General features: G+C 49.5%; 21 protein-coding genes. 13 read left to right on the top strand and 8 right to left on the bottom strand.

The features are described 5' to 3' along the window. Positions 1-33 precede the first annotated feature (33 nt). From A7K91_RS05335 to A7K91_RS05280, 11 genes are all read left to right on the top strand, one after another. Entirely contained in the window at positions 34-1,707 is a 1,674-nt protein-coding gene (locus A7K91_RS05335) for a glycoside hydrolase family 43 protein (protein WP_068680595.1), read from the top strand. Positions 1,708-2,522: 815 nt separating this feature from the next. After that, complete coding sequence (locus A7K91_RS05330) at positions 2,523-4,151, top strand: sigma-70 family RNA polymerase sigma factor (RefSeq protein WP_068680438.1); 1,629 nt, start codon at positions 2,523-2,525, stop codon at positions 4,149-4,151. A gap of 862 nt (positions 4,152-5,013) precedes the next feature. Next, positions 5,014-5,517, top strand: a complete 504-nt coding sequence (locus A7K91_RS05320; protein ID WP_068680435.1) for an RNA polymerase sigma factor — start codon at positions 5,014-5,016, stop codon at positions 5,515-5,517. After that, complete coding sequence (locus tag A7K91_RS05315) at positions 5,514-7,475, top strand: TolB-like translocation protein (protein ID WP_068680434.1); 1,962 nt, start codon at positions 5,514-5,516, stop codon at positions 7,473-7,475. The genes A7K91_RS05320 and A7K91_RS05315 overlap by 4 nt, the downstream gene beginning before the upstream one ends. Before the next feature lie 509 nt (positions 7,476-7,984). Further along, positions 7,985-8,725, top strand: coding sequence for a LytR/AlgR family response regulator transcription factor (locus tag A7K91_RS05310; RefSeq protein WP_068680432.1), 741 nt, complete (start codon positions 7,985-7,987; stop codon positions 8,723-8,725). A 4-nt stretch (positions 8,726-8,729) separates the two neighbouring features. After that, complete coding sequence (locus tag A7K91_RS05305) at positions 8,730-10,037, top strand: ATP-binding protein (RefSeq protein ID WP_068680431.1); 1,308 nt, start codon at positions 8,730-8,732, stop codon at positions 10,035-10,037. Between the two features lie 112 nt (positions 10,038-10,149). Next, positions 10,150-12,276, top strand: a complete 2,127-nt coding sequence (locus A7K91_RS05300) for a serine hydrolase domain-containing protein (RefSeq protein ID WP_068680430.1) — start codon at positions 10,150-10,152, stop codon at positions 12,274-12,276. Between the two features lie 413 nt (positions 12,277-12,689). Beyond that, a complete protein-coding gene (locus A7K91_RS05295; RefSeq protein ID WP_068680429.1) occupies positions 12,690-13,583 on the top strand; it encodes an NUDIX hydrolase in 894 nt (297 codons plus the stop codon). After that, positions 13,580-14,137, top strand: a complete 558-nt coding sequence (locus A7K91_RS05290) for a riboflavin biosynthesis intermediates N-glycosidase (RefSeq protein ID WP_068680428.1) — start codon at positions 13,580-13,582, stop codon at positions 14,135-14,137. Before A7K91_RS05295 ends, A7K91_RS05290 begins: the two co-directional genes overlap by 4 nt. Before the next feature lie 26 nt (positions 14,138-14,163). Then, entirely contained in the window at positions 14,164-15,129 is a 966-nt protein-coding gene (locus tag A7K91_RS05285; protein WP_082967252.1) for a TIGR02452 family protein, read from the top strand. A 26-nt stretch (positions 15,130-15,155) separates the two neighbouring features. Then, complete coding sequence (locus A7K91_RS05280; protein WP_068680427.1) at positions 15,156-15,710, top strand: RNA 2'-phosphotransferase; 555 nt, start codon at positions 15,156-15,158, stop codon at positions 15,708-15,710. 198 nt (positions 15,711-15,908) lie between these two features. Here the strand turns inward: A7K91_RS05280 and A7K91_RS05275 are convergent, their stop codons facing one another. After that, positions 15,909-16,502 (bottom strand): hypothetical protein, encoded by a 594-nt coding sequence (locus A7K91_RS05275; RefSeq protein ID WP_068680425.1) that lies wholly within the window; start codon positions 16,500-16,502, stop codon positions 15,909-15,911. Then, entirely contained in the window at positions 16,499-16,981 is a 483-nt protein-coding gene (locus A7K91_RS05270) for an RNA polymerase sigma factor (RefSeq protein WP_068680423.1), read from the bottom strand. The genes A7K91_RS05275 and A7K91_RS05270 overlap by 4 nt, the downstream gene beginning before the upstream one ends. Before the next feature lie 140 nt (positions 16,982-17,121). On the opposite strand from A7K91_RS05270, the gene A7K91_RS05265 reads away from it, so the two are divergent. Beyond that, positions 17,122-17,688, top strand: coding sequence for a GNAT family N-acetyltransferase (locus A7K91_RS05265; protein WP_082967251.1), 567 nt, complete (start codon positions 17,122-17,124; stop codon positions 17,686-17,688). A gap of 348 nt (positions 17,689-18,036) precedes the next feature. On the opposite strand, the gene A7K91_RS05260 is transcribed toward A7K91_RS05265, so the two are convergent. Both A7K91_RS05260 and A7K91_RS05255 read right to left on the bottom strand, forming a co-directional pair. Beyond that, the gene (locus tag A7K91_RS05260; protein WP_068680418.1) at positions 18,037-19,050 is read right to left on the bottom strand and encodes a Gfo/Idh/MocA family protein; all 1,014 of its coding nucleotides are present in this window, start codon (positions 19,048-19,050) and stop codon (positions 18,037-18,039) included. An 86-nt stretch (positions 19,051-19,136) separates the two neighbouring features. Then, positions 19,137-20,048 (bottom strand): sugar phosphate isomerase/epimerase family protein, encoded by a 912-nt coding sequence (locus tag A7K91_RS05255; protein WP_245697252.1) that lies wholly within the window; start codon positions 20,046-20,048, stop codon positions 19,137-19,139. A gap of 190 nt (positions 20,049-20,238) precedes the next feature. Here A7K91_RS05255 and A7K91_RS05250 point away from each other — a divergent pair, with 190 nt between their 5' ends. Further along, positions 20,239-21,150: an AraC family transcriptional regulator gene (locus tag A7K91_RS05250; RefSeq protein WP_068680416.1), complete on the top strand. Its 912-nt coding sequence runs from the start codon at positions 20,239-20,241 to the stop codon at positions 21,148-21,150. A gap of 41 nt (positions 21,151-21,191) precedes the next feature. Here A7K91_RS05250 and A7K91_RS05245 read toward each other — a convergent pair whose 3' ends face one another. The 4 genes from A7K91_RS05245 to A7K91_RS05230 form a co-directional block, all read right to left on the bottom strand. After that, a complete protein-coding gene (locus A7K91_RS05245) occupies positions 21,192-22,319 on the bottom strand; it encodes a GerAB/ArcD/ProY family transporter (protein ID WP_068680415.1) in 1,128 nt (375 codons plus the stop codon). 18 nt (positions 22,320-22,337) lie between these two features. Then, positions 22,338-23,516 (bottom strand): Ger(x)C family spore germination protein, encoded by a 1,179-nt coding sequence (locus tag A7K91_RS05240; protein ID WP_068680414.1) that lies wholly within the window; start codon positions 23,514-23,516, stop codon positions 22,338-22,340. Next, positions 23,513-25,030, bottom strand: a complete 1,518-nt coding sequence (locus A7K91_RS05235; protein ID WP_156739336.1) for a spore germination protein — start codon at positions 25,028-25,030, stop codon at positions 23,513-23,515. Before A7K91_RS05235 ends, A7K91_RS05240 begins: the two co-directional genes overlap by 4 nt. A 165-nt stretch (positions 25,031-25,195) precedes the next feature. Next, on the bottom strand, positions 25,196-26,176 hold the full coding sequence (locus A7K91_RS05230) for an alpha/beta fold hydrolase (protein ID WP_156739334.1): 981 nt from the start codon (positions 26,174-26,176) through the stop codon (positions 25,196-25,198). Positions 26,177-26,224 lie beyond the last annotated feature (48 nt).

Raw genomic sequence — 26,224 nt, 5'->3', positions numbered from 1 at the left:
GTCATGGCGTTGAAGTTTTATTTTGGAGGGAAAATATACATGATACAAAATCCGGTTTTGCCCGGCTTTAATCCCGACCCGTCTATCATACGAGTAGGCGAGGACTATTATATCGCCACATCCACGTTTGAATGGTTTCCCGGCGTTCAAATTCATAATTCCCGCGATCTGGTTCATTGGCGGGTGCTCGGCTATGCGCTGGACCGCCCGTCGCAGTTGGATTTGAAGGGTATCGAGGCCTCCGGCGGCGTTTGGGCGCCTTGCCTGTCGTATAACGAAAAGGAAGGCATCTTTTATCTGATCTATACAATTATGCGCAGCACAAACGGCGGAGCCTTTGATCTGGACAACTATGTTGTAACGGCGAACAACATCGAAGGTCCGTGGTCGGAGCGCATTTATTTGAACAGCTCCGGCTTCGATCCGTCGCTGTTCCATGACGACGACGGACGCAAATGGCTGCTTAATCTGGAATGGGATTTTCGCCAGGGCTACGAGCATCCCGGCTCCATCGTAATTCAGGAATACGACGCAAAGCTCCAAACGCTGGTTGGCGAAGCGCGCTCCATTTCCCGGGGAGCGACGGACATGGGCTGTCTGGAGGCGCCGCACATCTATAAGCGCAACGGGTATTATTATCTGGTGACGGCGGAAGGCGGGACGGGTTTTGGACATGGCGTCGTCATTTCACGCTCGCGGGATTTATTTGGTCCCTATGAGTCAGACCCCTGCAACCCGATCATTACGTCCGCCCGCGAGATCAATCTGAACCGCAGAGGCGTCGACGATTATTTGAAGCCGTATCAATATAATCCCGACTCCATTCTGCAAAAAAGCGGACATGGCTCCATCGTTGAAACGCAAACAGGAGAATGGTATATTGCCCATCTGTGCGCCAGGCCGCTTAAATCGGAGGTAAGGAGCATGCTTGGGCGGGAAACGGCGCTCCAGCGCTGTCAGTGGACCGAGGATGGCTGGCTTCGGATGGCTAATGGAGGCAATCGCGCCGAAATGACGGTGGAGGCCCCCAAGCTTGAGGCCCATCCCTTCGCGGCAGAGGCCATACGAGAGGATTTCGACAGCGGGAAGTGGAATGTTCATCTGAACTCGCTGCGGGTTCCGCTGGAGGAAGCCTGGATGTCGCTTGAAGCAAGACCGGGCTATCTCCGGTTGCGCGGCCGCGAGTCGCTGTTTTCGCTGCATGAGCAAAGCCTTGTGGCGCGGCGGCTGCAGCATTTCCGGGCGACAGTGGAGACCTGTGTGGAATTCCAGCCGGAAAATTTTCATGAGATGGCGGGGCTCACGCTCTTTTACGATCAAAATATGTTTTATTATCTGCGGATTTATTACAGCGAAACGTTTGGCTGTCCATGCATTGGCATTTTGAGCGCGGACAACGGCAAGCGGACGGAATGGCTGGAATCCCGCGTTCCAATCCCGGATTGGGAGAGGGTTTATCTTCGCGCCGTCATCCATGACGGTACCTTGAACTTTTATTGCTCCTCCGACGGTTCATTGTGGTGGCAGGTCGGCACGGAGCTTGACGCCAGCAAATGCTCCGACGAATATTCCTCGTCGGGACATTTCACGGGCGCTTTTGTCGGCATCTGCTGTCAAGACTCGTACCGTAAGCGGAAATATGCCGACTTCGATTATTTTGAATACAAGGAGACAACTGAGACAACCGAGACAACCATGACAACCTGATCCCCTGGCACTCCTGAGTTGATTACCGCCCGAAAATTCATCAGTTGATAGTTGGGCATAAGCAGAATGTCATAAGTAGAACATCTTAAGCAGAACGCCATAAGAAGACGTCATGAGTAGATGACACGAACAGATGGTATGAGCAGATGACTCGAACAGATGATATAGGCAGGGCAGATTGCACGGGCAAATGGCACTGGAGATCGAATCGCTAATCTCTTGCGATCGCATCATTTGTGTAATCAGCATAATCTTCAAAGCATAATCCATAAAGCCCTCATTTAACCCGCATCTCTTTAGGAGGAGATGCGGGTTTTGTTGGTTGGGCTGCTTTTAAGCACAAGCAATCTCAAGCAAATGGAAAACGAATCGCAATTATTCGCCAGATCGAGCCTAATTTGAAAAGATATACGCGTTTCTGCATGTATAATCATAAATACAGGCGCAGTTTTTTACACTCCTGTTATTCCTCTGCTCCATTGGGCGCATTCATCCGGCAAACGGAAGCGGATTTGGAGGCAGGCTTATTCTTACGGACATTGTTGACCTTTAGAAGGAGTATTTTACGGTAAGTCCGTTTGTAAAGGTCATTTGTGTCCGTAAGACCCTATAATTCCACATAAATGCATCATTCTGGAGCTCTAAAGGACACGGGTGACCGTTGCTCAAAGCAAATCTGATTATTTTAGTCTCTGACGGTCATTTATGTCCGGCAAATGACAGGCTGCGTTAAAATACTCTTACTTTTAAAAATAAACCCAACCTTTTGTGCATACCGGACACTTATATAGCGACCAACCTTCAAGGAGGAGCGCATGGAGAAGCAAGCGGCAGATCAATACATGTTGGACTACAACAAAAAACTGTTTGGTTTTGCGTTGTCCAAAACGCGAAGTATGGAAGCGGCGGAGGAATTGGCATCGCAAATTGCTCTGGAGGTATATGCGGCGCTGCTCAAACGGGATAACATCGCCAATCCCAACAGCTACATTTACCGCATCGCCCAGAATGTCTATGCCAGATCGGTGGACGCGGCTTGCAAAAAAACGTCTCTTTCTGTGCATATGACAGAAATTCCGGCCAAGGGCGATTTTACGGAGGAGCTGGCGCAGAGCGAAGCTTATATTCATTTGAGACGGGAAATTGCTTATTTATCCAAGGTCCAGCGCGAAATTATTATTCGGCATTATTTTGATCGGATGAAGCTGGATGATATTGCCCGCGAGCTTGCCATTCCTCTCGGTACGGTCAAATGGCATATGTATGAGGCCAAACACAGCTTAAAGGAAGGGATGATTAACATGAGACAAACTGGAAGCCTGGGATTGAAGCCAGTAAGGTTTTGCTCGATGGGGCATAGCGGGAGCGCCGGGCATTTAGGGGACACAAGCGATTTTCTGAAAAAGCGGCTTACGCAAAATATCGCCTATGCAGCGTATCATGAGCCAAAAACGGTCAATGAAATCGCGGAGGAGCTTGCGGTGTCGCCGTTGTTTGTAGAGGATGAGGTTGCGATATTGGAGGAATACGGCTTTATGGATCGGCTGCCGGGAAATAAGTATCGGACGGAAATTTTTATTACGGAGCCGGACCGGGAAATCGGGAAAAAGATGCATGAAATCTACAACCATTATGCAGGACTGCTCTGCACTCATTACGTACCTGATGTTATTGAAGCAATGCGAGACATAGATAAAGCGGATATCTATATTCCCGACAACGATATGAATTTGTTATTTTGGGCAGCCATTACGTACAGCATTGGCAATAAGCTGCAAATAAAGAATGTAGACCACAAGCGATTTTCAGTCAAGCGCAAGGACGGGGGCGATTACATCGCTTTTGCTACGCTAGAGGCTGACTTCGAGTCCGAAGTCGATGAAGAACGTTACAGAGTCTGTGGGGATATGCGCCGCGGGTCAGATAAATACCCCGTTATGGCCTGGCAACTTAATACGTATTATGACAGCCGAGAGCTGGATTGGCAGTCCAATAGAAGTGCAGATTTTGAGTACGTATACGAATATTTGAGCGGTTCGCTGAGCAAGGAGCCCAGCCAGGTCGATAAATACAGACGATTATGCGATAAGGGTTATATCCAATTATACAACGGGCAGGAGCAGGTCAATCTGATTGTAACCAGAGCTGAGGGAGGAAGGGAGTACTCCTCCCGACTGTTTGAGCTGCTGCCAGAGCCGTCCGAGGTGGTTGTCAGGATAGGGGAGGAGCTGGACAAGGAAATCTATGAGCTGAACAAATCCCGCTATCCCAAGCATATGCAGCAGTTATTTCAGGCGTTTTCCAGCAATTGTATGAGCGATAACAACATGCGCTCGCGCGTGCTGGAGCAGCTTGTGCAAAGCGGCGTTTTGACAGAGCCGTCTGAACGCCATAAAAGCGGGCTCAATACGATTGTGTTCAGCGATATTTTGCCGCAGGCTTAAATGAATCAATGCGAGTATTCGCACTTGTACTTGACATTCCAAATAAAGCGCAAGCAGCGAAGCCGTAAGGCTGGTTGCTTGCGCTTTTTTCTCTTAAGACGTATGGCGATAGCTTGCACGTTTTTCGCTTGATACAAATGGCCGATTTCTTGCTCGTTTTTTTCTCCTGAGACGTAAGACCGCTGCTTGCGCTCTTTTTTCTCCTGTGAAGCATGGCTGATTGCTTGTGCGTTTTTTCTCTTGAGACATACGGCCCGATTGCTTGTTCTTCTTCTCTTGCCGGTGTTTACCCTCATGCTGATGCTTTTATTATGTCTCAACCGCATAAACAGCACTTGGTTTGTTGCAAGGGTGTACTGCTGAATATTAGCTCATAGGTCAATGGCGGGTAAATGAAGAGGGGGTTAGTCCAGGTTTGTGATATGCCGGTCAGCGATGACCGTTAGAACCTGAAATGCCCGGATTTTCTTCAAACAACGGTCACCCGTGTCCTTTAGCGCTCCAAATTGGCTCAAATATGCGGCATTATTGGGTTTTACGGACACCAATGTCCTTTACAAACTGGCAACGCGTAAAAAACAGCTTTTAATGGTCAGAAATGTCCGTAAGAATGAACCTGCCACTGTGCGTGCTTCGCTTGCCCCAATTCAGTGCGTGCTTCGCTCTGCCCCAATTCTATGCGTGTTTGGCTCTGCTCCAATTCTGTGCGTGCTTCGCCCTGTTTCAAAGTGGTCCGTCGTGTTGGTTGAGACCCAGCGTTGATTTCCGGTTCGGTTCGAGCTTTTTTTATGAATATTTTTTGAGACGATGATACTTTTCCATGGCTTCATTCGTTTGATGTGTTATAAGGGAGAGTTGGAGCATGAGAACGACATTTGAGGAGCTGTACAATCTATATTTTGATGATGTGTACCGGTTTGTGCTTTTCAAAACGGGGAGCGCGTGGGATACGGATGATCTCGTCAGCGATATTTTTCGCAAGGCGTTTCAGAGTCTTCGGAAATCGGGAATCGAGCCTTCGGGGGCGAAGGCATGGCTGTTTGTTATTGCCAGGAATACGGTCATCGACTATTACAGGCGAAAAAAGGAAGTGGCTTACGGCGATGATCCCGAGGTGTACGGGTATACGGATTCCCGATTGTTCCCGGATCAGGGAGATGCCCGTGGCGAATGTCTGGAGCAATCGCTGAAGGAGCTGTCTGCGCTGGAAAGAGAGCTGCTTAATTTAAAGTACATAGCGGGTCTGAAATATGCCGATATCGCTAAATTAACAGGCAAAGCGGAGGATTGGCTAAAGGTCAGAACCCATCGGCTTAAACAAAAGATGGCCCGGTTAATTACGGTTTGCATGGAGGGAAAACAATGAGCGAGGTCATGTGGGAACAAACAATGGAACAGCTTAAGGAACAATTGCCCGTGAATGAAGAGCTGAAGCGCAAGCTGCATGCCTCCTTGCTCCGCAAGCGCAGGCAAGGCAGAATTTGGCGTGGAGCCTTGGCAGGTATTACGGCAGCTGCGTTGCTGCTGGGCAGCTTTGTTATAAAGCCTTGGGAGCGGGAAGCGCATGTGCTGGCGGCATCCCTGCATATAGCAAGCCAATTCACGCTCAGTCAGCAATTGGGCAAGGAAAACAGCGTAGCTGTCGCGGAATTTGGAGATGTCCGGTATTACGCTGTGGAGGAAGAGGGGATTTACGCGCAGTATAACAATGGACTGGAGCTGCTTGTGCCCGGAGGAGCCGAGGCAGTTGCCGTTTCGCCGGATGGCGGCAAGCTCGCATATACCCGCGGCGGGAATGTCTATGTATACGATTTGAAGCAAAATCAAAATCATCTTTTACTTAAGTCGGAAGGGGCTGGAAAATATCTTTCCCCGGTCTGGTCGCCGAGTGGCGAGCGGATTGCCGTTGTAAAGCTTGCGGATGATAAGCGCGAAGCTGGAATCGGACAGGGGGAGGAGGAAAAGTCGGATGTGCTGAATCAGCCTGAGACTGCAGGGAAAAGCGCTGTCGGAGATATAATGGAGGTTGAGGTTAAGGATGGGAAGGCACATTTGTTCAGTGTCGGGTCTTCACCGTCTTATGTATCTGGACAACGAACGTTAGTGTTCGAACGGGAAGGCGCGATTATGTCCATAAATCTTAAAACCAAAGAGGAACGTAAGCTTGCGGAAGGAAGTTATCCAAGCGTATCGCCGGACGGTAATTATGTTGCTTTTGTTGTAACCAGGGGGAACCCGGCAATGGAGGAGCTGTGGATTGCCGATATCGACTTCCAGACCCGGAAACGATTGATTGAAAACCAGCTGGCCGATGCCTGGGACCGGAATACGGGGGAAATCATCGAAGGCAAGCAGCAAGCCCGTTTTACACTGGAGCAGCCTGTTTGGAGCGGAAATAGCAGCAGTATGCTGGTCTATAAAACATTCCATACCAATGATGAGTATAAAAAGCTGGTGAGACTTGAAGTGACCGATCAGGAGCCAACGCCGGAGGACATTGTGGCTGGCTCGATTGAGGCGCTCATTTATCGGGATGAGGAGTATGCACATTCCTTTTTTAGCTATGATCCAGGCTATCTGAAGGGAACAAGCCCGCGCCAGATAGGGTATTCCATCATCGACAGCGGGGAAAAAGAAGGCGTGCGGTATGTCGACGCAGAGACGTATCTTTCCTATTCTGATCCATACATGGCCATTCAGAAAACCCGCTATTTCTTATCCGAAGGAGAGATGGGGTATCGGATAGACGATATGCTGGACTTAAGCTATACGGAGTTAAGCGTGTGGGACGATGGCATTTACCGGAGCATTGAAGGCGTTCGGGAAGAGGAGCCATTGTTGAAGACCTCCGATCTGCCGCAAGCGGATGGCTGGAGCAATGCTGGAGTCGACAGTCTCAACTATCGGGAGTCTGACAAAACCTTGTGGCTGACATTGAAGAGAGAAAAGGAGGGGCAGTCAGCATTAAGCCTCATCAGCTATGACTTTACCAAGCAGCAATGGACGGAATGGTCGAGCTATGAAAATGCCCGTTCACATATGCTGCTGGTTGATGATGATGGAGGGCATGTTTCGATGGATCTTACCCTATACGAGAAGGCCCATTTTAACGATGGGGAAGAAGCTGACAGTAGGACCGAGGTTGTTGTTTATGATGTATTGAAAAGGCAGGACACTCTGTTGTCCAAGGGCATCGAAGGCATTCCTCCCGATGATGTGAATACACGATTCTGGAAAAATGGCGTACTCGTTTATTATGCAGAGGCGGGAGGACGGGATGTATTTTTAAGCTATAATGCGTGTGGCTGTCCAAAAAGTCCCTAAAATAAAAGGGTTGGGCGAGAAAACATAACGTTTTCTGCCCAGCCCTTTTATAGGTATAATGGGGATTCAAATTTGCTTTTCTAAATCCTTGAACCTCAACCAGTGAAATCATAGGTAATTCCTCACGGTTCCTGTACAGGCTTCCGAATATGATTTTCAGATTATTATGTTAGAAAAAAGTGTAATGTTGCAATTAGAGATGTCTTCGTAGTGGAAATATTTTATACTACATAGTGATTATTTATGAGGAGAGGGATAAGCATGTCACAGCTAGATATTAAGATGAGCTTAGCGAGTTTTTTTCATTCTGTGCCAGTGGGTGCTGCACGACTATTTACACCAATTAGATGAAATTGAGCAAAATGGAGAAGCGATACGTGCATGTTTAGCGCCTTATATACGTGAGATATTTACTTCCTTTGAAGAAATGGCAAGGCTATTAATTGCAAGAAATTAGCTGAAAATGGAGGTAGGTGGTAACATTTTTTGTTTAAGAGAGGAGAAATCGCATGTACAGAATTGCTATTTGCGATGATGAGGAAAGAGAGAGGGAGAAGGTAAGAGGGATGCTGGTCGCTCTATCAGTCAAAAGCGGGAACGACTTCGAGGTGGTAGAGTTTGCTTCCGGCGAGGGGTTAATCGCGCATTACGAGAAGGAGGAGGCTCCTTTCCATATCCTCATTCTTGATATTGAGATGAGCGGCTTAAACGGTATTCAGACTGCGCGCAGGCTGCGGGAAATGAAGCGGAATCACGAACAAATTGTTTTTCTGACGAGCTACGCCGAATACATGCTGGAAAGCTTTGACGTGGTTACTTTCCAATATTTGATGAAGCCGATTGAGGCAGAGGTTTTCGAGAGTAAGCTGCTGAGGCTGTGTCGGTATTTTGAAGAACGGGATCAGGATATTTTAATTATCAAATCGGCATATGAGGAATTTGTGCTGCGAATCGAGGACATTATTGCTATAGAAGCGGCTAAAAGCTTGACGGTGAAGAGTAAGCTGAAATTTACGACGGTGGGTGCCGTCTATGACGGTCGTGGATTGATTTCGCAATATGCAGAGGCATTAAAAAGCAGCAAATTTCTGCAGATTCATCGCTCGATTCTTATCAATCTGCTTCACGTGCATAAATTTTCCGGGAATAACGTAGTGATGTCGAACGGGCTGGAGCTGCCGATTGGCCGATCCAAGATCAAGGAAGTTAAAGATGCATGTACCAAATTTATGGTCATGAGGGCGGATTGAAACGATGGAGCCTCTTATTCTGCTGTTGAACCTGAGTATTGTGCTGGTTATGGCTGTTCAAGTGAATTTTTATTTTAATTCCGTCTTTGGCAAAGAGAGAAGCAAGCCAACGAAGTGGAAGTATATTCTGGCGTTTCTGATTATCAATGTGTTGTATTTGACCGTGCCTTTTTCCTTGTTATGGTCCAACCTGCTGTATGTGACGGTTATTTTTTGTTTGTCATTGGGGTATGAGGCTGAGCTGCGAATGAAATTGGTGTTTTCCGTTCTTTATGCCGTGCTGCTGACGCTTGTTAACACGCTTTGTCTTTATTTGCTTGATCCCTCGCTGTCCGTGGCGCTGGACAATGCCTACACCAGCAATAATGGGGATCAGATGCTTTATGGTAGAGCTCTACTAATTAGCTGTATAATCATGTTTGCGGTGATTCAAGTCATTCGCTTTTTCTCCAAACGAAGAAGCTACCCGCTAAGCTTCCGTTATTATTTGCTGTTTCTCAGTGTGCCAGCCATCAGTATCTATCAGGTGAATGTGCTTACGATCTACAGCGAAAAAAACATCAATTATTTCCTTTCGGTTTTTGGCTTTATCATAGTCAACGTGCTGGTCGTCTATATCCTTGATACGGTCATGGCGAGATTCCAGCTTTTGCACGAAAATACACAGCTCCAGCTTCAAATGAATTATCAGGACGCCAACTATGAAAAGACGGTGCATAGCTTCAAAAAGATCAAAAGCATCATTCACGACACTAACCAGCACCTGCTATACATTGAAGAATGCATCAGTCGGGGCATGACGGTCGAAGCGAGCGAGCATATCCGCGTCACGCTGAACAAGGTTGAAGGGGCGTATCACCGAATCAACACCGGCAATCTTGTTATCGATGCTCTGGTAACCAATGCGTTAAACATCGGACAAGCGAATGGGATTACTATGGCAACTGAGCTTCTTCTGTTCGACAGCAAGCTGCCCGTTGATCGTTATGATCTATGCGTTGTGCTGGGTAATTTGCTGGACAATGCCATCGAGGCTTCAAAAAAAATAAAAATGGCCGAAGATAGGCACATCCTTATACATATTCGTTCCAATGAAGTTGCGTTATTTATCCGTGTTCGCAATCATGTGGAGCGGGAGATAACCAATTTGCAGAGCAAAAAAGCAAATCCAGAATATCATGGCTACGGATTGACCAATATTAAGCGAATCTGCGAAAAATATGGCGGGCACATGACCATCGAAAGCGAATCGCGACAATTTGAGAATATGGTTGTTTTGCCGTTCGCTAGCTCCAGGGATTCCCGAACGTAATGCATTTCGGGGATTCTTTTTTTCGTTTCAGGGAGATTTGTTCTTTTCTTCCCCGTATTTCCTCTATGATGAGTTCACTAGAAAATGATCTGCAGAAAGAGGGAATAACGAAATGAAAATGTGGAAAAGAACAGGCGTAGCCTTGATTGCGGCTGTGCTGTTTGCAGCTCCGATGGCTGAAGGAGCGATACAGGCTAATCAGGGTAGTATTGTAGCAAAGTCTGAGGACGGGGTGACACAGGCCGATCAAGGCTCAGAAGCTAAGCGATTAGCCGAAGCGGAAGCCCAATTGATGGCGCAGACGCTTATCGACGGCTATGGTGCAAGCGGCGTCCAATATGCCATCCGTAGCAAAGGAGAGATTGTATTGTCGGGAGGAATAGGCGTCGATGCTGCTGGAAACAAAACGCCGATTGGAAATAACGTCATGTTTGCCATTGGCTCGGTCAGCAAAATGTACGTGACCGCTGCAACGATGATGTTGGCCGATGCCGGCAAGGTGGACATTGACTCTCCTCTTACGAACTATATCCCCGATTTCACAATGGCCGACGAAAGGTACAAACAGATTACGCCACGTATGCTTATGAACCATTCGGCTGGGTTTTATGGTAGTCATTACAGAAACAGCATGTTGTTTGCGGATAATGATACGGAGAACCATGACCTATTACTGCAAAATTTGCGTTCAGAGCGGCTAAAGTCGGAGCCGGGTGAATATTCCGTTTATGCCAACGACGGATTTCAATTACTGGAGATTTTGGTGGAGCGGGTAAGCGGCATGAGCTACACCCAATTTCTTGCACAAAGCATTAGCGCTCCGTTAGGGCTGACTTCAACAAAAACCCCGCTTGACACGTTTGATCGAAGTCAGATCTACTCTGTGCATGTGCCAGGCATCGACGGTGCGCTTCCCGTCGAAAATGCCAACGTGCTCGGAACCGGCGGCATTTATTCCACCGCCGAGGAGCTGACCTTGTTCTCGGAAGTGTTGACAGGCAAACAACCGGACCTATTGTCGGAAGCGGCGGCTTTGGCTATGCAGCAGCCAGAATACCGCAACGGCGTTTGGGTTGACGGAAGCTCGAACGTTTACGGGTATGGGCTGGGGTGGGACTCGGTCGATTTGGCTCCTTTTGATGATTACGGCATTCAAGCAGTGACCAAAGGCGGAAATACGATTCTGTATCATGCAGCGTACATTGTTTTGCCGGAGCAGGAGGTTTCGATTGCGTTTCTGACAGCAGGTGGACCGTCCACCTTCAATACAGCGGCGGCATCAAATATTTTGCTGGCTTACCTGAAGGGGAGCGGAGAAATCAAGGATATTCGACCAGACAAAACCTTCGAAGCACCTGTCAAAAAAGAAATGCCGGATCATTTTAAGGCCTACTCCGGTTTATATAGAAAGGTTGGCTCTACACTTAGCCTTACGGTCAAGGATGGTGAAATAAACCTGCCTGCGATGAAGGGCGGCCTCATTCCGGAGCAAACCTACGTTTATATCGGTGATCAGGTCTTTATGGGAGAGGATGGACGTACAGCTATCAGCTTCGATGAGCAAAGTAACGGAAAGACCTATGTTCGTGTCCAGAGTGTGCTGGAGTTTCCCGGATTTGGACAATCCGCTCTCGATCATTATGAGCTGCAGAAGCTGGACGCTAATACGCCGGATGATTCCATCACACAGGTATGGAAGAAACGCGACGGAAAAACCTATTATGCAGTAAATGAAAAAATTAATTCGCTGTTTTATTTTTCGCCTCAAGTGTTATCGAAAATGATTCAGCTTGACGAGGGAAGCGGTTATGCTAATGGAACCATCATTATGGAGAACAATAAGGCAATGAACATTGCCGAAATTCCTGTTATGAATGGCCGTGACGCATTTGATTTGATTTTTTATAAAGAGAATGGGATTGAATATTTACAATCGGGTGGTTGGACCTTCATCAGCGAGACGGCTATCATGCCGATCTATAACGGAAGCGCCTCTACTGTAACCATTCCTGCGTCTGGCCATGCGCGTTGGTTCCAAATTGGCGAGGGAGCAGGGGGAAGAAGCATGACGGTTGAGATGCCGGAGTCTAGCGGCTTCGTGGTTTACGACGCCAATGGAATACCGATTCAACATTCGGTGGCCAGCGGCAGCTCAAGCGTGATTTTGCCTGCGGGCGGTTTGATCGTTTTCGGCGGCGAAGCGGGCGACATATTCAAGATTGCACTAAAGCGTAAGTAATAGAAGGAAGGGCTGTCAGAAGTCAGTGTGAGCTGAAATCTGATGGCCCTTTTTTCTGTTATTCCGAAGATGCAGTAAAGCGAGAAGGCCGTAATAGCTTGCTCGCGATGCAATATTGGTTTTTGTTTGGTCGTATTCGTGTGTGGGTCCCACAGAGTAATAGAGTCGCGCTTTTCGCTCGCAGACCGCATATCAGGCGCTGGACTCCACAGCGGCACATGGTGCCGGAATGCAAGAAGCTCCAACGAATACGGTTTTGACCTTGACAATTTTTGAGAACGGCATTAAATTAGTAACATATAGTTAATATCATTCGGATAATAACAAATAGCTAATAACAATTAGTTAATATTCAATAGAAATTAACGTCATGAGTTATTAATCATACAAACAAGCTTGAAAGGATGACTAAGATGAGTGTCAGGGACCGGAACGGTCTTACCGAAGAAGAGTTTTTACGTCAATACGATGCGGGGGATTACGCGCGTCCTTCAGTAGCTGCGGATATGGTCATTTTCACCATCATGGACAGCGAAAGAGACAATTACCGCAAGCTTCCCGAAAAAACATTAAAGCTGCTGCTGATCCGCAGAGCCGGACATCCCTATATCGGCCATTGGGCGTTGCCCGGCGGCTTCGTCAGGCCCCATGAAACGACGGAGCAAGCCGCGAGGCGAGAGCTGCAGGAGGAGACGGGCCTGGATTCTGTATATATGGAGCAGCTTCAGACCTTCAGCGAGCCGGGACGCGATCCCCGGACATGGGTTATGAGCTGTACGTATATGGCGCTGATCGATGGAAGCGCGGTCGAAGTGGAGGGCGGGGACGATGCGGACCAAGCCGCATGGTTTGAAATATCGTACCGGCTGGTAAGGGAACAGAAGGAGCATCAGGAGGATGGCTTTACGCGCAGCTGGCAATACGAGCTTGTCCTTCGCCATGAGGAAACGGAGCTGAAAGCCATCGTGGAGAAGCGGACCGTGTATACCAACTCGGCTGCCCAAACGGACTATATCCTGATTGAAAATGAAGGCCTTGCTTTTGACCATGCCAAGCTTATTGCCTGCGGAATCGAACGGCTGAGGGGCAAGCTGGATGAAACCAGCATTGCCCTGCATCTGATGCCGGAGCTGTTCACCCTGACGCAGCTGCAGCAGGTGTACGAGGTTATTGGCGGGAAGGAATTGTTAAAAGCGGCGTTTCGGAGAAAGGTGGCTCATCTGGTTGTGGAAACCGATCATTATACAGAGCCGGCCGGACATCGGCCGTCGCGACTATATCGACGAAACTGGGAGAATTTATCATGATATATAATGTGGATGCGTTGCGCAAGGCTTATCAGGCTGGCGAACGTTTTAAATATTTATTTTTTTGGGGACATACGCCTCCGGCAGATGGAGTTGTTAACCAAAGCTGTCTGAGTCAATGGTGGATGAGCCGTTTTGAGGTAAATGGTGTTGTCTATAGCTGCACGGAGCAATATATGATGGCTGAAAAAGCGCGTTTGTTCGGCGACCAGGAGATGCTTGAAGCTATTATGAAGGCCAAACACCCCAAGGAAATGAAAGCCTACGGCAGGGCAGTTACGGGATATGATGACGCCAAATGGAATGAGGCAAGCTACGGGATTGTCAAAGAGGGCAATTGGGCAAAATTCAGCCAAAACGAGGAATTGAAGAAGTATTTGCTGGGTACGGGGAAACGAATTTTGGTTGAAGCAAGCCCAAGAGACCGAATCTGGGGCATCGGCATGGGCAAAAGCAATCCCGACGCGGAATGTCCGCCCAAATGGCGGGGCAAAAACAAGCTTGGGTTTGTGTTGACGGAGGTACGCGACGAGCTGCTGTCAATGAATAATTAACGATATCAATAAGGATGAGATTACAGATGAAACCACATACAGAAAGAAGCAATTACGAAGGAAGAAGAACACTCGGGGAAAAAGAAGGGCATGGAAAAAAGGCCGCAGGAAAAGCTGGAGATAGAACAATAGCGGGAGGAAAAGCAGAAGAGGGAAGAGCAAGCCGCAAGCAGGTGGCGGAGCAGACGCTTGCGATTATTGGGCGGGGATGTTACGAGCGGGATGGACGCTTGATCGACATTGCTTCTATGCAAAAGCAATCCGAGAAGGGCAGCCGGCTGCTTGTACCCGATGAAGCATTGAAGGTATTGGAGACGGTTAGACGGCGCTTGAACGGACCGGCGGTTATTCGTCAATATGTACGCAACGAAGCAACAGTAGAGGCGATTCTGGCATGTCCGGCGGAGGAACGAAGCCATCTGGGCGTATTGAATTTTGCCAGCGCCAAAAATCCGGGCGGCGGTTTTTTGGGCGGGGCCATGGCGCAGGAGGAGAGTCTGGCGGCCTCCGGCGGATTGTATGCGACGTTGCTGCCGCATGAGCGGTATTATGAATTTAATCGGAAGTGCGGGACGATGATGTACAGTCATCATGCTATTTTTTCGCCGGACGTTGTTTTTTTCCGGGATGCCCATTTTAATTTGCTTGCCGAACCCGCTACGGCGTCCGTATTGACGCTTCCTGCCGTTAACTTCGGCCAGGTCGTGCTGAAGGGCGAGGATGTTGAAGAGGCGGATCGCGTGATGAAGGAACGGATGGAGCTGGCGCTTGCCCTTTTTGCCGAAGCCGGCATGAAAAGACTGGTGCTTGGCGCTTATGGCTGCGGCGTATTCCGGAACGATCCCGTCAAAATTGCCGCATGGTGGAACGAGCTGTTAACGGAGCGGGGATACGGAGCTTTGTTTGATGAAGTCGTTTATGCCGTGCTTGACCGGAGCCGTGATCAGGCCAGTATAAATGCTTTTCGAAGAGAATTTCAAAATGTTCAGTAAAAAAAGATTGGAAGGGCAAGATGGGTATGCGAAACAAAAATGATGATGTAAAAATAGGCAAGTTTCTAAGTTTGGTGCTTCGGCATCAGCCCCAGGCAGCAGGTATTACGCTTGATGCAAATGGCTGGGCGTCCGTGGATGAGCTGATCGCCGGCGTAAACCGTTCCGGCAGTAGGCTGGATCGTGCTGCGCTGGAGCGGATCGTGGCTGAAAACAACAAAAAAAGATACAGCTTTAACGAGGACCGCACCAAAATCAGGGCCAACCAGGGCCACTCCTTATCGGTGGACGTTGAGCTAAAGGAGCAGAAGCCGCCAGCGCGGCTTTATCATGGCACGGCCCGCCATCTGGTTCCCTCTATTAAGCTATTGGGCATCAAAAAGGGAACCCGGCAGCACGTCCATTTGAGTGATGATCCGGCATTGGCCATGAAGGTAGGCTCCAGACATGGCGAGCCAGCCTTGCTGGAAATTGAAGCGGCCGCGATGCATGAGCTTGGCCATATCTTCTACAAGTCGGAAAACGATGTATGGCTGGTTGAGTTTGTGCCGTCTGTATTTTTAAAAGGCGGGCATGACTAAAACGAACAGGCATAACGAATTGAAATCGCGTAAAAAATACAGCCGTCACCAAGGGCTGCCAGACGTTTGACAACGTATCGGCCTCCTGCATGGTGACGGCTGTTTCTATTTTATCCTAGCGGAGGAACCCTCTGTCCCGTAGCGTTTCATCTCGGCTCAAGTCAAGCACTGATTTCTGGTTTGAGCCATGAAAACCGATTAAAAATTGTTGTAAATCCGCTCCGCCGTTACTTTTCCGCTTGCGATATCGCCGGAGGTGTAGCCGGAAACAGCATTGCCGACTTTAAAGTCCTTGCTGACAAGCTGCTCGGAGGGAGCTGGCGCGTTTGGACCGGGAATGCCGTATTCCGTTGCATCCGTTACCGTTACCCAGAGCTCGCCGATGCGGAAGCTTTGCCCGTCTGCGGAAACCTCTTCAATAGTGCCGTCGATGTTGACAATGGCTTTAGCAGCCGGCGGCGCCTGAGTCGTGCCTGAGGCTTGCGGTGAAGCTGATGTCGGCGTTTGCCCCTCTGCAACGCTGTTTGTTGGCGCTGGAACCGGCGCCGTGCCGTCCGGGCTTTGGTTAAAAGCAAACACGCCTACCGCAAGTACGGCGCATGCGGCAACTCCCGTTGCCCATGCAAATGTTTTGTTTTGTTTTTTACGGTTTGTAGTGGTCATATAAGTCTCTCCTTTTGTATGCGGGTCCATAAATTGTTGTTCTCGTTCCAGCCGTTTGAGCGTCCGTTTCTGAAAATCATCGCTTGTTCTCAATTTGGAGAATGCTTTTTTATAGTCCGAATGCTTCAATCCTGCCAACCTCCTAACAGGCCTTTTAACTGCGAGCGTCCACGCGCCAGCCATGTTCCTATCGTTGCGGGTTTTGAATGAAGAATATCCGCAATTTCCTCCAGGGAATAACCTTCAAAATAAAACAAATGAATCGGTATCCGGTATTTTGGAGCAAGAGACAATACCGCCTGCAGCACGGCATGGTCTTCTCCGGGCAAATAGGACAGGTTGTCCGGAAGGGGGCTCCGGCGTTTAAACCAGCCTGCTTTTAGCATGTTTTTGCTTTTATTGATGGCTGCTCGTATCAGCCATGCCTTTTCATGCTCGCTGCTCTCGAAGACGGGAGCTTTTTGAAGGTACGCCACAAATACGTCCTGGGCGACCTCCTCGGCGTCAGCCACGTTTTTGAGATAAGCAAAAGCAATTTTGATCAAATTGTCGGAATACAATCCGACGGCTTCGCGAATTCGTTCATTGAGCTCAGATGAAGCTTGCACCCTCGGGTCCCCCTTTCACTATAAATACAACCGAAAGCCGCCTCATTTTTCAAACCGTCCAAAAAAACTTTTATATACCCAGAATACCCATTTTGCAGAAAAGGGAATAGGACTATAATGGAAAAAAGAGGGGGTATGACATGATTTTGATACAGGGAGAACAAATTGGGCTTAGATTATTGGAGCCGGAGGATGCGGCGCTGCTTTGGAAGTGGCTTAACGATCCTGATGTATTGGCTTATTATGAAGGGCGCGACCGTCCGCAAAGTCACGACGATATCAGAGGAAGCTTTTATGAGGATACGGGTGAGGCTACACTTTGCATCATTCAGTTTATGGGGAACGACATTGGCTACCTGCAGTTCTATCCGCTGGACGATGAAGACAAGCAGTCTTACGGGTATGGGGAAATCGACGGCGTTATCTACGGAATGGATCAGTTCATCGGAGAAACGGCTTATTGGAACAAGGGGATCGGCACAGGGCTGATCGGGGAGGTTGCCCGTTATTTGTTCAGCTGTCAGGGGGCCGATAAAATTGTCATGGATCCGCAGGCATGGAACGAGAGGGCAATCAAGGTTTATGAAAAAAACGGGTTCGTCAAAAAAAGGCTGCTGCCCCGGCATGAGTGGCATGAGGGCGAATATAGGGATTGCTGGCTGATCGAGCTGGACAAAGAAAGCTTGCAGAAAAAGCTGGAGAAGTAAGTGCCAGGGCGTGCAAGCAAACTCCGAGAGGAGCATATTGCCTCTCTTTTTGTGCCCGTCAGGGCATTTGTTCGATGGTTCGCAGCGCAACGCTTGAAGGGGCTGTCCGAAAAGTCTGTGACGGTAAATAATTAATCAGCAAACCGGTCCCTCCCGGAAAAGGGTGTCTTGGAAGCTCAAACATTTTTGTCCGCTTTATTTTAATCCTGTTTGTAGTGGATAAAAGCCGACAAAAAAACTCGCCCTCAAGACACCCTTTCCCCTCCGGTCCCTCTGCTGAATAATTATTCGTTTCACTTGACTTTTCAGACAGTTCCTTTATGCTTCAAGCTGCCTGCCATGTACGGTTTACAAACCGATTTTTTTGCCTGTGCGCGCGCTTTCGATAGCCCCAAATACCATGGACATGCTTTTTAGATTGTCTGCACTGTCCGTTTCCGCAGGGCGTCCTTCCTCCAGGGCCGCAAACATTTCGTCCAGACAGCCGTAATGGCCTTCCCGGCCGGTCCACACCTCTTCACCCTGTACAGTCAGCTGCTCGCGGATAAAACCTTCCGATTTTTCAGCGTTGACAGCTTCGCCATAAGGCATGGAATGTCCGTCCCACCGCACGGTGCCGCGGCTGCCGATCACTCTCCAGTCCGATTCCCAGGAGGTGTTCAGCCCCTCCGAGCACCAGGAGCCGCGATAGCTGAACACGGAGCCGTCGCTCATTTCAAAAATACAAATGGCCGATGCATTCCCCTTGTACCAGGAGCCGGGAGGGTTAAACTCGTGACAATAAACGGACACGGGATCGGCGGCGCTAATAAATCGGGCCTGGTCAAACGTATGGATGGCCATGTCGACGACTAGCGGGCTGTCCATGACATCGCGAAAGCCGCCAAAATGGGCGCCGAGATAAAAGTCCGCGTTTATCGTTCCCACAGTGCCGATGGCGTCCGCGTCCAGCAGACCCCGCAAGGAACGGATTTGCTTCAAATAGCGGCGGTTCTGCATGACGGAATACCGTTTGCCTGCTGATTGGGCAAGCGCCGCGATTTCTCTCGCATCCGCCATGGATTCCGCCATCGGTTTTTCGCCGAACACATTGCAGCCCGCATTCATCGCTGCGGTAACGACCGCTTTATGGCTGGCCGGTATAGTGACGTCGAAAACAAGGCTGGCGTCTGTTTCAGCCAATGCCGTTTCAAGATCGGTGAACACCGGGACGTTTAGCCCGCGCTTTGCGGCCATCGTCCGGGCGGTTTCCTCATAGAGATCTACAAGGCCTACAACCTCCGCATTGTGACGTTCGGCGGCGTAATCCAGCCAGGTATTGGACATGCCTCCACAGCCTGCGACCAATATGTTATGCTTCATCGTTAGCGACAGCTCCCCGTTGTTAAGGTGGTTAATAGAGGTTGTTCCATACAAGCTAATAGCGTTAATGCTTCGGTGAGCCTTTGTTATTCTACCGGGTTTGGTACAAAATCGCCGCCGCGGCAACGCTTCAGGTAGTTAAGTCCATGAACCTGCCCCGTCATTTCCAGTTCGCCCTTGTAGACGGGATCATGCCAGCCTTCGATATCAATGCTGCCGCTGTAGCCCGCTTGTCTGAGAATGGAAATGATGTCGGTCCAGTTGGAGTCGCCAAAGCCCGGCGTCCGGTGCCATACAAATTCACACGGTCCATGAATGCCGTATTCCTTAACGATATCCCAGGCGATTGTGGCGTCCTTGCCGTGCACGTTAAAAATTTTGCCTACCCACTTGCGCAATTGCGGAATGGGATCGATCAGGCTGACCATTTGATGGCAAGGCTCCCATTGAAGGCCGATGTTATCGCTTGGAACAGCGTTAAACATCATCTCCCAGGCTGTCGGGTTATGCGCGATGTTCCAGTCGCCTTCCTTCCAGGTTCCGCCCATATCGCAGTTTTCAAAAGCAAGGCGGATGCCGCGCGACTCCGCGCGTTTCGCCAGCTCCCCGAATACCTCTCCAAAACGGGTCATGGACTCGTCAATGCTGCCCGGCACCCGTCCCGTAAAGCCGGCCACCGTATCGCAGCCAAAAGCCTCCGCCGCATCTATCAGCCGCTCCCAGCTTGCCAATGTGTCTGCGCTGTCGCCTTTTCCCGTCAGCGGGTTGCCGAAGATGCCAAGCGTTGAAATGGGAATCCCGTGTTTGTCCGTGTGCTCTCGCACCTGCTTCGCCAGCTCCTGCAATGGAGTAGTTCCCGTCGATTGCCAGAAGGTCAGGGAAAACGATTCAAAGCCGTGCGGAATGAGCTGGGGAATAATTTTTGCTGCATTGTTGCCGCCAACCAGCGTGCCTATTTTTATGCTGTTCATAGTGATGTCCCTCACTTTTTTAGTCATATACAACAACTCCATCATAAGGTATCATGACTAGCAGAGCTAGGTACAATCTGACGAACCATTCGCACAATCTTCTTCTAGAGATTGTTCAATAAGTCCGCCTTCCATTACGCAACCTGCCTGGCGGCATAGGCGGCTTCGAATATGGAATAATATGATCGTAAAATCGTATCTGAATGGAGGGCTCGGCATGACGCGAAGTCCGCTCAAGGAAAATACGTTTATACCGGATCGCACCTTCCCGATCAATGTGTTTCGGGTGGGAGACGTTTATCCTCATTGGCACGATCATATCGAATGGGTGTATGTAAAGGAAGGGCTGGCCAAAATTCAGATTGACGGCAGCTTTGAGCAAATCGGCAAAGGCGAGCTTGCGTTTATTAATTCGCGGCAATTGCACAGCGCGGCAACGCAAACTCCCGATACGGAGCTGATCTGCATCGTGTTTAACGAAGCGCTTGTCCGGGGCAGCGGCTTGGATATTACGGAGTATCATTATTTTGTTCCCTACTTGCAGCAGCAGCAAAAATGGCCCAGCTGGATGAGGAAGGATGCTCCATGCATGGAGGAGCTGGGGGAAGCCTTCGAGCGTTTGCTATCGGAATTCGGGCAGAAGCGTCCCGGCTACGAGCTGCTTGTTAAAGCGGAGCTGCTGCGTATATTCGGCCTTTATTTTCGCTACGCGGAGCAGTTTATGTCGGAGGCGCCGCCGCGGACCTACAATCCGCATGACTTCACAAGCCTGCTCAAGACGCTCAGGGAGCGCTTCTGCGAGCCAATTACGATTGGCGAGGCGGCGGGGATGGTTAACTTAAGTCCCAATCATTTTTGCAAGCTGTTCAAAAAGGTAACGGGCAAAACCTTTATCGACTACCTCCACACGCTGCGCGTGCAGGAGGCGGAGCGCTTGCTGCTGGAGAGCGATTTGCCGGTTACGGAAATTGCCGAGCGAGTCGGATTTTCCACGATAACGTATTTCGGGCGGGTTTTTCGTAAAATCCGCAGCCAATCGCCTTCCTCCATCCGAAGGGATCGGGCGGAGGCGCGGAGGGATCAGGCGGAAGCGCTGACTCCCGCAAAAGCGGGAAGCCGTGACAGTTGAATTCAATACGTCTCATGGTTTCAGTCATGGTCAGGCCACGGTCAGGCGGGAGCTTTGGGCAGCTGCTTCGTTTTCCCGGCTGTTTTCTTTTTGCTGCGAATCGCCCCCACGATCCACAGCAGCAGCGGCAGCAGCATAAAAAGGACGGGCAGGTTGAAGGGGACGGCGACGAGCTTTGGATAGAGAATGGAGCTATCCACGAAATTGCGCGGCAGCATGGCGAGCGTAATCGCAATTGGAGCAGCTATAAAAATGATGATGCGCCAACGCTTGATCCCCATCCATTGGGCGGTGCCGTAGGAGGCCACGAACAAATAGAGAGCTACCTTGATGAATATACCCATAATCCAGATGGCGACAACGATCGAATCCAGATTTTGCAGAAACCCGAAGGAAATAAAACGCACCAGATTAAGAAACGGATAGGTCTGCCTGGACGAAGTGGATTGACCGAAGATGGCGATGCACTGCATAGCTGACAGCAGCGTAAAGACGCTGGCCACAACAGAGCCCAATATAGCTCCCTTGACGCCTTCGCGAGGACGGGCGAGAAAAGGCAGGATCATCATGAGCATAATATTGTCCCCCAGAAACGAAGCGGTTGGCAGTGCTCCCATAAGCAGTACAAGGGGGGTATTGTCCGCCATAATCGGCAGCAGATTATGGAGCTTGATTTGTGGAGCATTGAGCAGCAAAGGCACCATTATACCAAGCAGAATAAGCGGCCCCAGCACCTCGCTGCATCTCGCCAGCACCTCGATGCCTGCGAAAGATACATAAGCCGCCACAAGCAGCATGCCGAGGATGGGGATGAAAACCGGCGTAAGCTGCAAAATGGTGCCGCTTATAAAATCGGCATATTGCCTCAAAATAATCGCCAGCACGGTGTACCAATAAACAACATAGAGCAGAATGACGACATGTCCAACAAATTTCCCCAAAATTTTAGGCGCATACGTGACTATGCTTTCGTTGGGATATAGAATGCTGATTCGGGTCAGCACGTAAGCCAGGCCCACCGAAAACAAACCGGAGATCAGGATGGAAATCCAGGCGTCCTGCTTGGCGACGGCGATGGAGGGATTGATGGTTAGCAGTATAGTCATGCCGATTTGCATGGTGGAAATCAGCCAAAATATTTGATTTCCGTTGATTTTCTCCTTGCTCATGCAAGCTGTCGCTCCTCTCTAGCCGGATTGCTGGGTGTTGAACATGCCGGGGCGTAAAATTTCCGCTTCCACTTTTACCGCGACCTTTATTTTTGGGAAAATTTCTTCCCAGTCCTTCTGATGCTTTTTCCAAATACCGGGGTATTTGCGGTGAAAGGCTCCTGCAAAATTGAAAATATCTGCCTTGTATTTGGTTTTCGCATCTTCAAACGTTTGTAAAATTCGTTGCTCAATACTCCGTTCAAGCTGCTCTTCAATAGCTTGCAAGCTTTCGCTGCTTTGGTTGATGTTAATGTCCGATTCATTCTGGATTAATTGGTTTTTGCATTTGACGTGGATAGTGACGGACCATTCGCCGTTTTTGATGGCTGGCACTAATCTGGTCCGGCTTCGCAAAAGCTGAACCGATAAAGTACCATCCGAAGACTCCGGCTCTATCGTAATGGTTGCATTGTGCATTTCGTCAATGGTCCATAACAACCCTCTGGTATCCTCATTACTGGCTATGCCAGCCAGCTTTTCGTTATGGAGAATAACGGTCCCGCTAATATAACCGACGCCTTTTGTGGGATCTGGCTCGCTGGGCGCATGCATAGGCTCCACCCACGGCAGCAAAGCCGTTTTGCTTTCATTGTCCAGCATCTCCTGCAAATGGGCCAGCGTTGTGGTAATGCTTGCCCGGTTGTTAGCCATCTCGCGTAAAACCTCGGACGTATTGCGCTCCAGAATGGAATGCTTCTCTAATATCTTTTTTGCTTTTCCTTTGCTGACAAAAACGAAGGCGCGCTCGCGCGGCTCCGAATCCCGCATGAGAAAGTCCATATCCTTCGAGATCCCCTTTTTTACTCTGTCCACGCCAAATATGTAGACCTCGGAATGTCCCCAAAAAATTTCGCGTGAAAACTTCATTTGAAGATGAGACAACGCATCGGCAATATTTTCTCCAGACGCGGACTGTATGAAGGTTGTCCCTGTACCGCTTGTTGCTTTCCCGAGCGAATCGCTTCCCTGTGTCGAGCCTAGGGGAATAAAGATTTGAATGGTGATTTCAACGTTTTTGTCGCCGTGCTGGTCGATAGCTACCCCTGTCACAAGGGCCAGGTCGTTAATTTCCTTGCGGTCCCAGCAGCCGCCAAGCAGGAGGCAAATCAGCAGGGCAGCCAGTATAAGCAAAAGAAAGCGAGTCCCCCGGCTCATGAGGGCGCTCCTTCTTCCCCTTGCTCGGGTCGGTTGAAGGGAGCCTGACGGATTGTATTTTTACGTCCGGTAAGGCTTGGCCGCTTGCGCATGCCCCAGATAGGCCCTCGAATAAACGTATCCAGCATTTCACTCCATTTCATTGGCGCAAGGGGCTGCAGGTAGGGGACGCCTAATGAGCGGAGGGAGCACAGATGAACAATAATAGTCAATAGACCAAGCATCAGGCCGAGCAGGCCAAACATCCCCGATAAAAACATGATGGGGAAACGAAGTACGCGAATGGCGATGCCAGCGCTATATTGCGGCAGCAGAAAGGAGGCGATGCCGGTAATGGCAACAACCATAACCATTGGCGACGAAACAAGACCGGCCGAGGTTGCCGCTTGTCCGATAACGAGGGCGCCAACGATGCTGACGGCAGAGCCGACCTGCTTGGGCAAGCGAACGCCGGCTTCTCGCAGCGCCTCGAAGGAAACCTCCATGAGCAGCGCCTCAACAAGCGCGGGGAAAGGAATTTCTTCCCTCGACTTCGCTATGCTGAGCAGGAGCGAGGTTGGCACCATTTCCTGATGAAACGTCAGCACCGCAACGTAAAGCGAAGGCAGCAGCAATGAAATCAATAGAAACAGAAACCGCAGCCAGCGAATGAAGCTGCTGATCATAAAGCGCTGATAATAGTCCTCGGGCGATTGCAGCATCGAAAAAAAGGTAGTTGGCGCAATAAGGCAGAACGGCGTGCCGTCCAGCAAAATTGCAATTTTCCCTTCCAGCAGAGCGGCGCTAACGACATCGGGACGTTCTGTAATCTGGATTTGCGGAAAAGGCGAATAGGGATTATCCTCAATCAGCCCTTCGATATAGCCGCTTTCCAGCACGCCGTCGATATCAATTTTCCCGATGCGGCTTGTAACCTCCTCGACAAGGTCGTGATTCGCGATGCCGTCGATATGAGCAAGCATGATTTCTGTTTTTGTGTACCGTCCGACCTGAAAAGAGCTTAGCTTCAAGGCAGGATCTTTAATTTTGCGCCGAAGCATGGAGGTATTGACGCTTAACGTTTCGGTAAAGCCTTCGCGCGGCCCGCGAATAATAGATTCTGCCGCCGGCTCCTCGATACTGCGCTGCTGCCAGCCGGGCAAACTGACCGTAATGCCAAAGGGAAGTCCGTCAACGAGCAATGCGACGCTTCCGTTTGATATAGAACGCAGCAGCTCGTCAAAGCTGGCGGCGATTACCAGCTGGCTTGCAGCAACAATCGAGCTTATGTAGGAAAAGTCTATTTTGTCAGGATCAGCACGAGCCTGCAGTAGCGGGGCCAGAACATGCAGATCAAGAAGCTGCTCATTGATCATGCCGTCAATAAACAGCAGGAAGGCATCGGTGTTGCCCGCAAGCGGAAACGATCTGGATCTAATGTCGGCGGAATCGTTATAAATCTTTTTGATGATTTCAATATTGTCTGTCAGCCGGGTGCTAAAGGGCGTATGCCTGTATTCCAAAATGTCCATCATAATAGACTCCTTGTGAGAGGTTGCTCAAACCGTAAAGCGAGGAGTGCTGGAGCAAGTATAGGTTAAGGGTATATTTTCCCAATGCGGATTTTTTATTCTCCAAAATAATAAAAAGACGGCGTTCTCCGGGGAGAACGCCGCCATGATGTCATTTTGATGCCCGCGCTAATGCGCGGCTATCGAGGCAAGGAAATCTTTTATTTGTCCGCTCATTTCCTTGGATAACGTCCAATGCAAATAGTGATGGCCCTCCAGGGCAATCAGCTTGCTTGCGGGATGCGCGGTCAGCTGGGTCTGGTAGAAGGATGCTATGGACTTCCCGTCTTCGCGCACCCGGTCGTCTTTTTTCATAAAGATGAGCATTGGCATATTTTCCGGGTGGCGGAGCGCTTCTGTTGCAGCAATATTTTGTTTAATGTGATTGGCCTCGTCAACAACATTCACATTATACGTCTTCCGTGCTGCAAACGACTTTATTGCAGCCAGCGTTTTTTTTGAATAAACACCTTCCGGAGCTTTGGGAAGGAAATCCTTCGGAGCCATTACTGTCATGATACGGGCAATACCCGCCGGTGCGAGATAGGACAAGTATGGAGGTGTATCGGGAACCTCCTCCTCGAAGTAAGCCACTGCCTGCGGCAGCGTCAAGTCGTTGCCGACAATGGCCTTCACCTCGTTCGGATATTGATTGGCGTAATAAAGGCTGTAAATGCCGGACATGGAATGCGGCATCAATACATACGGACCCACGATGCCGGATTTTTTGAGGGCGGTTCTAAGCTCCTCCACGATCCTTTTAACGGTGCGTTCCTTGTTTGTGGAGTCGCTCCATCCGTAGCCGAAGCCTTCGACAACAACGACTTTATTTTCCTTCGACAGCTCGTTTATGAGCGGTTCAAAGTCCAGCGCTGGCGCAGAGGTTCCGAGACCGCTCAGCAAAACGATCGTGTTGTCGCCGGTTCCCTTTTCAAAGACATGCATTTTGCCTCCGTCTACCTCGATCATTTGGCCAATCGGCGGAAATTTCACCTGCTCATACGCATTTAAAATATGATGGAAGGCGATTCCCAAAACGATAAGCGCAAGTACGCCCAAGCCGATATTTCGCATCAGCTTTCCGAGTTTGAATCTTTTGGTTTTTTTCATGGCTTTACCTTCACCTTTATTATTTTCCCTCAAGTTCCAGACGGGCTT

This window comes from Paenibacillus oryzae (genome assembly GCF_001675045.1).
Taxonomy (GTDB): domain Bacteria; phylum Bacillota; class Bacilli; order Paenibacillales; family Paenibacillaceae; genus Pristimantibacillus; species Pristimantibacillus oryzae.
Note: the sequence above shows the minus strand (reverse complement) of the source record. Positions and strands in the feature narration are given on the sequence as shown.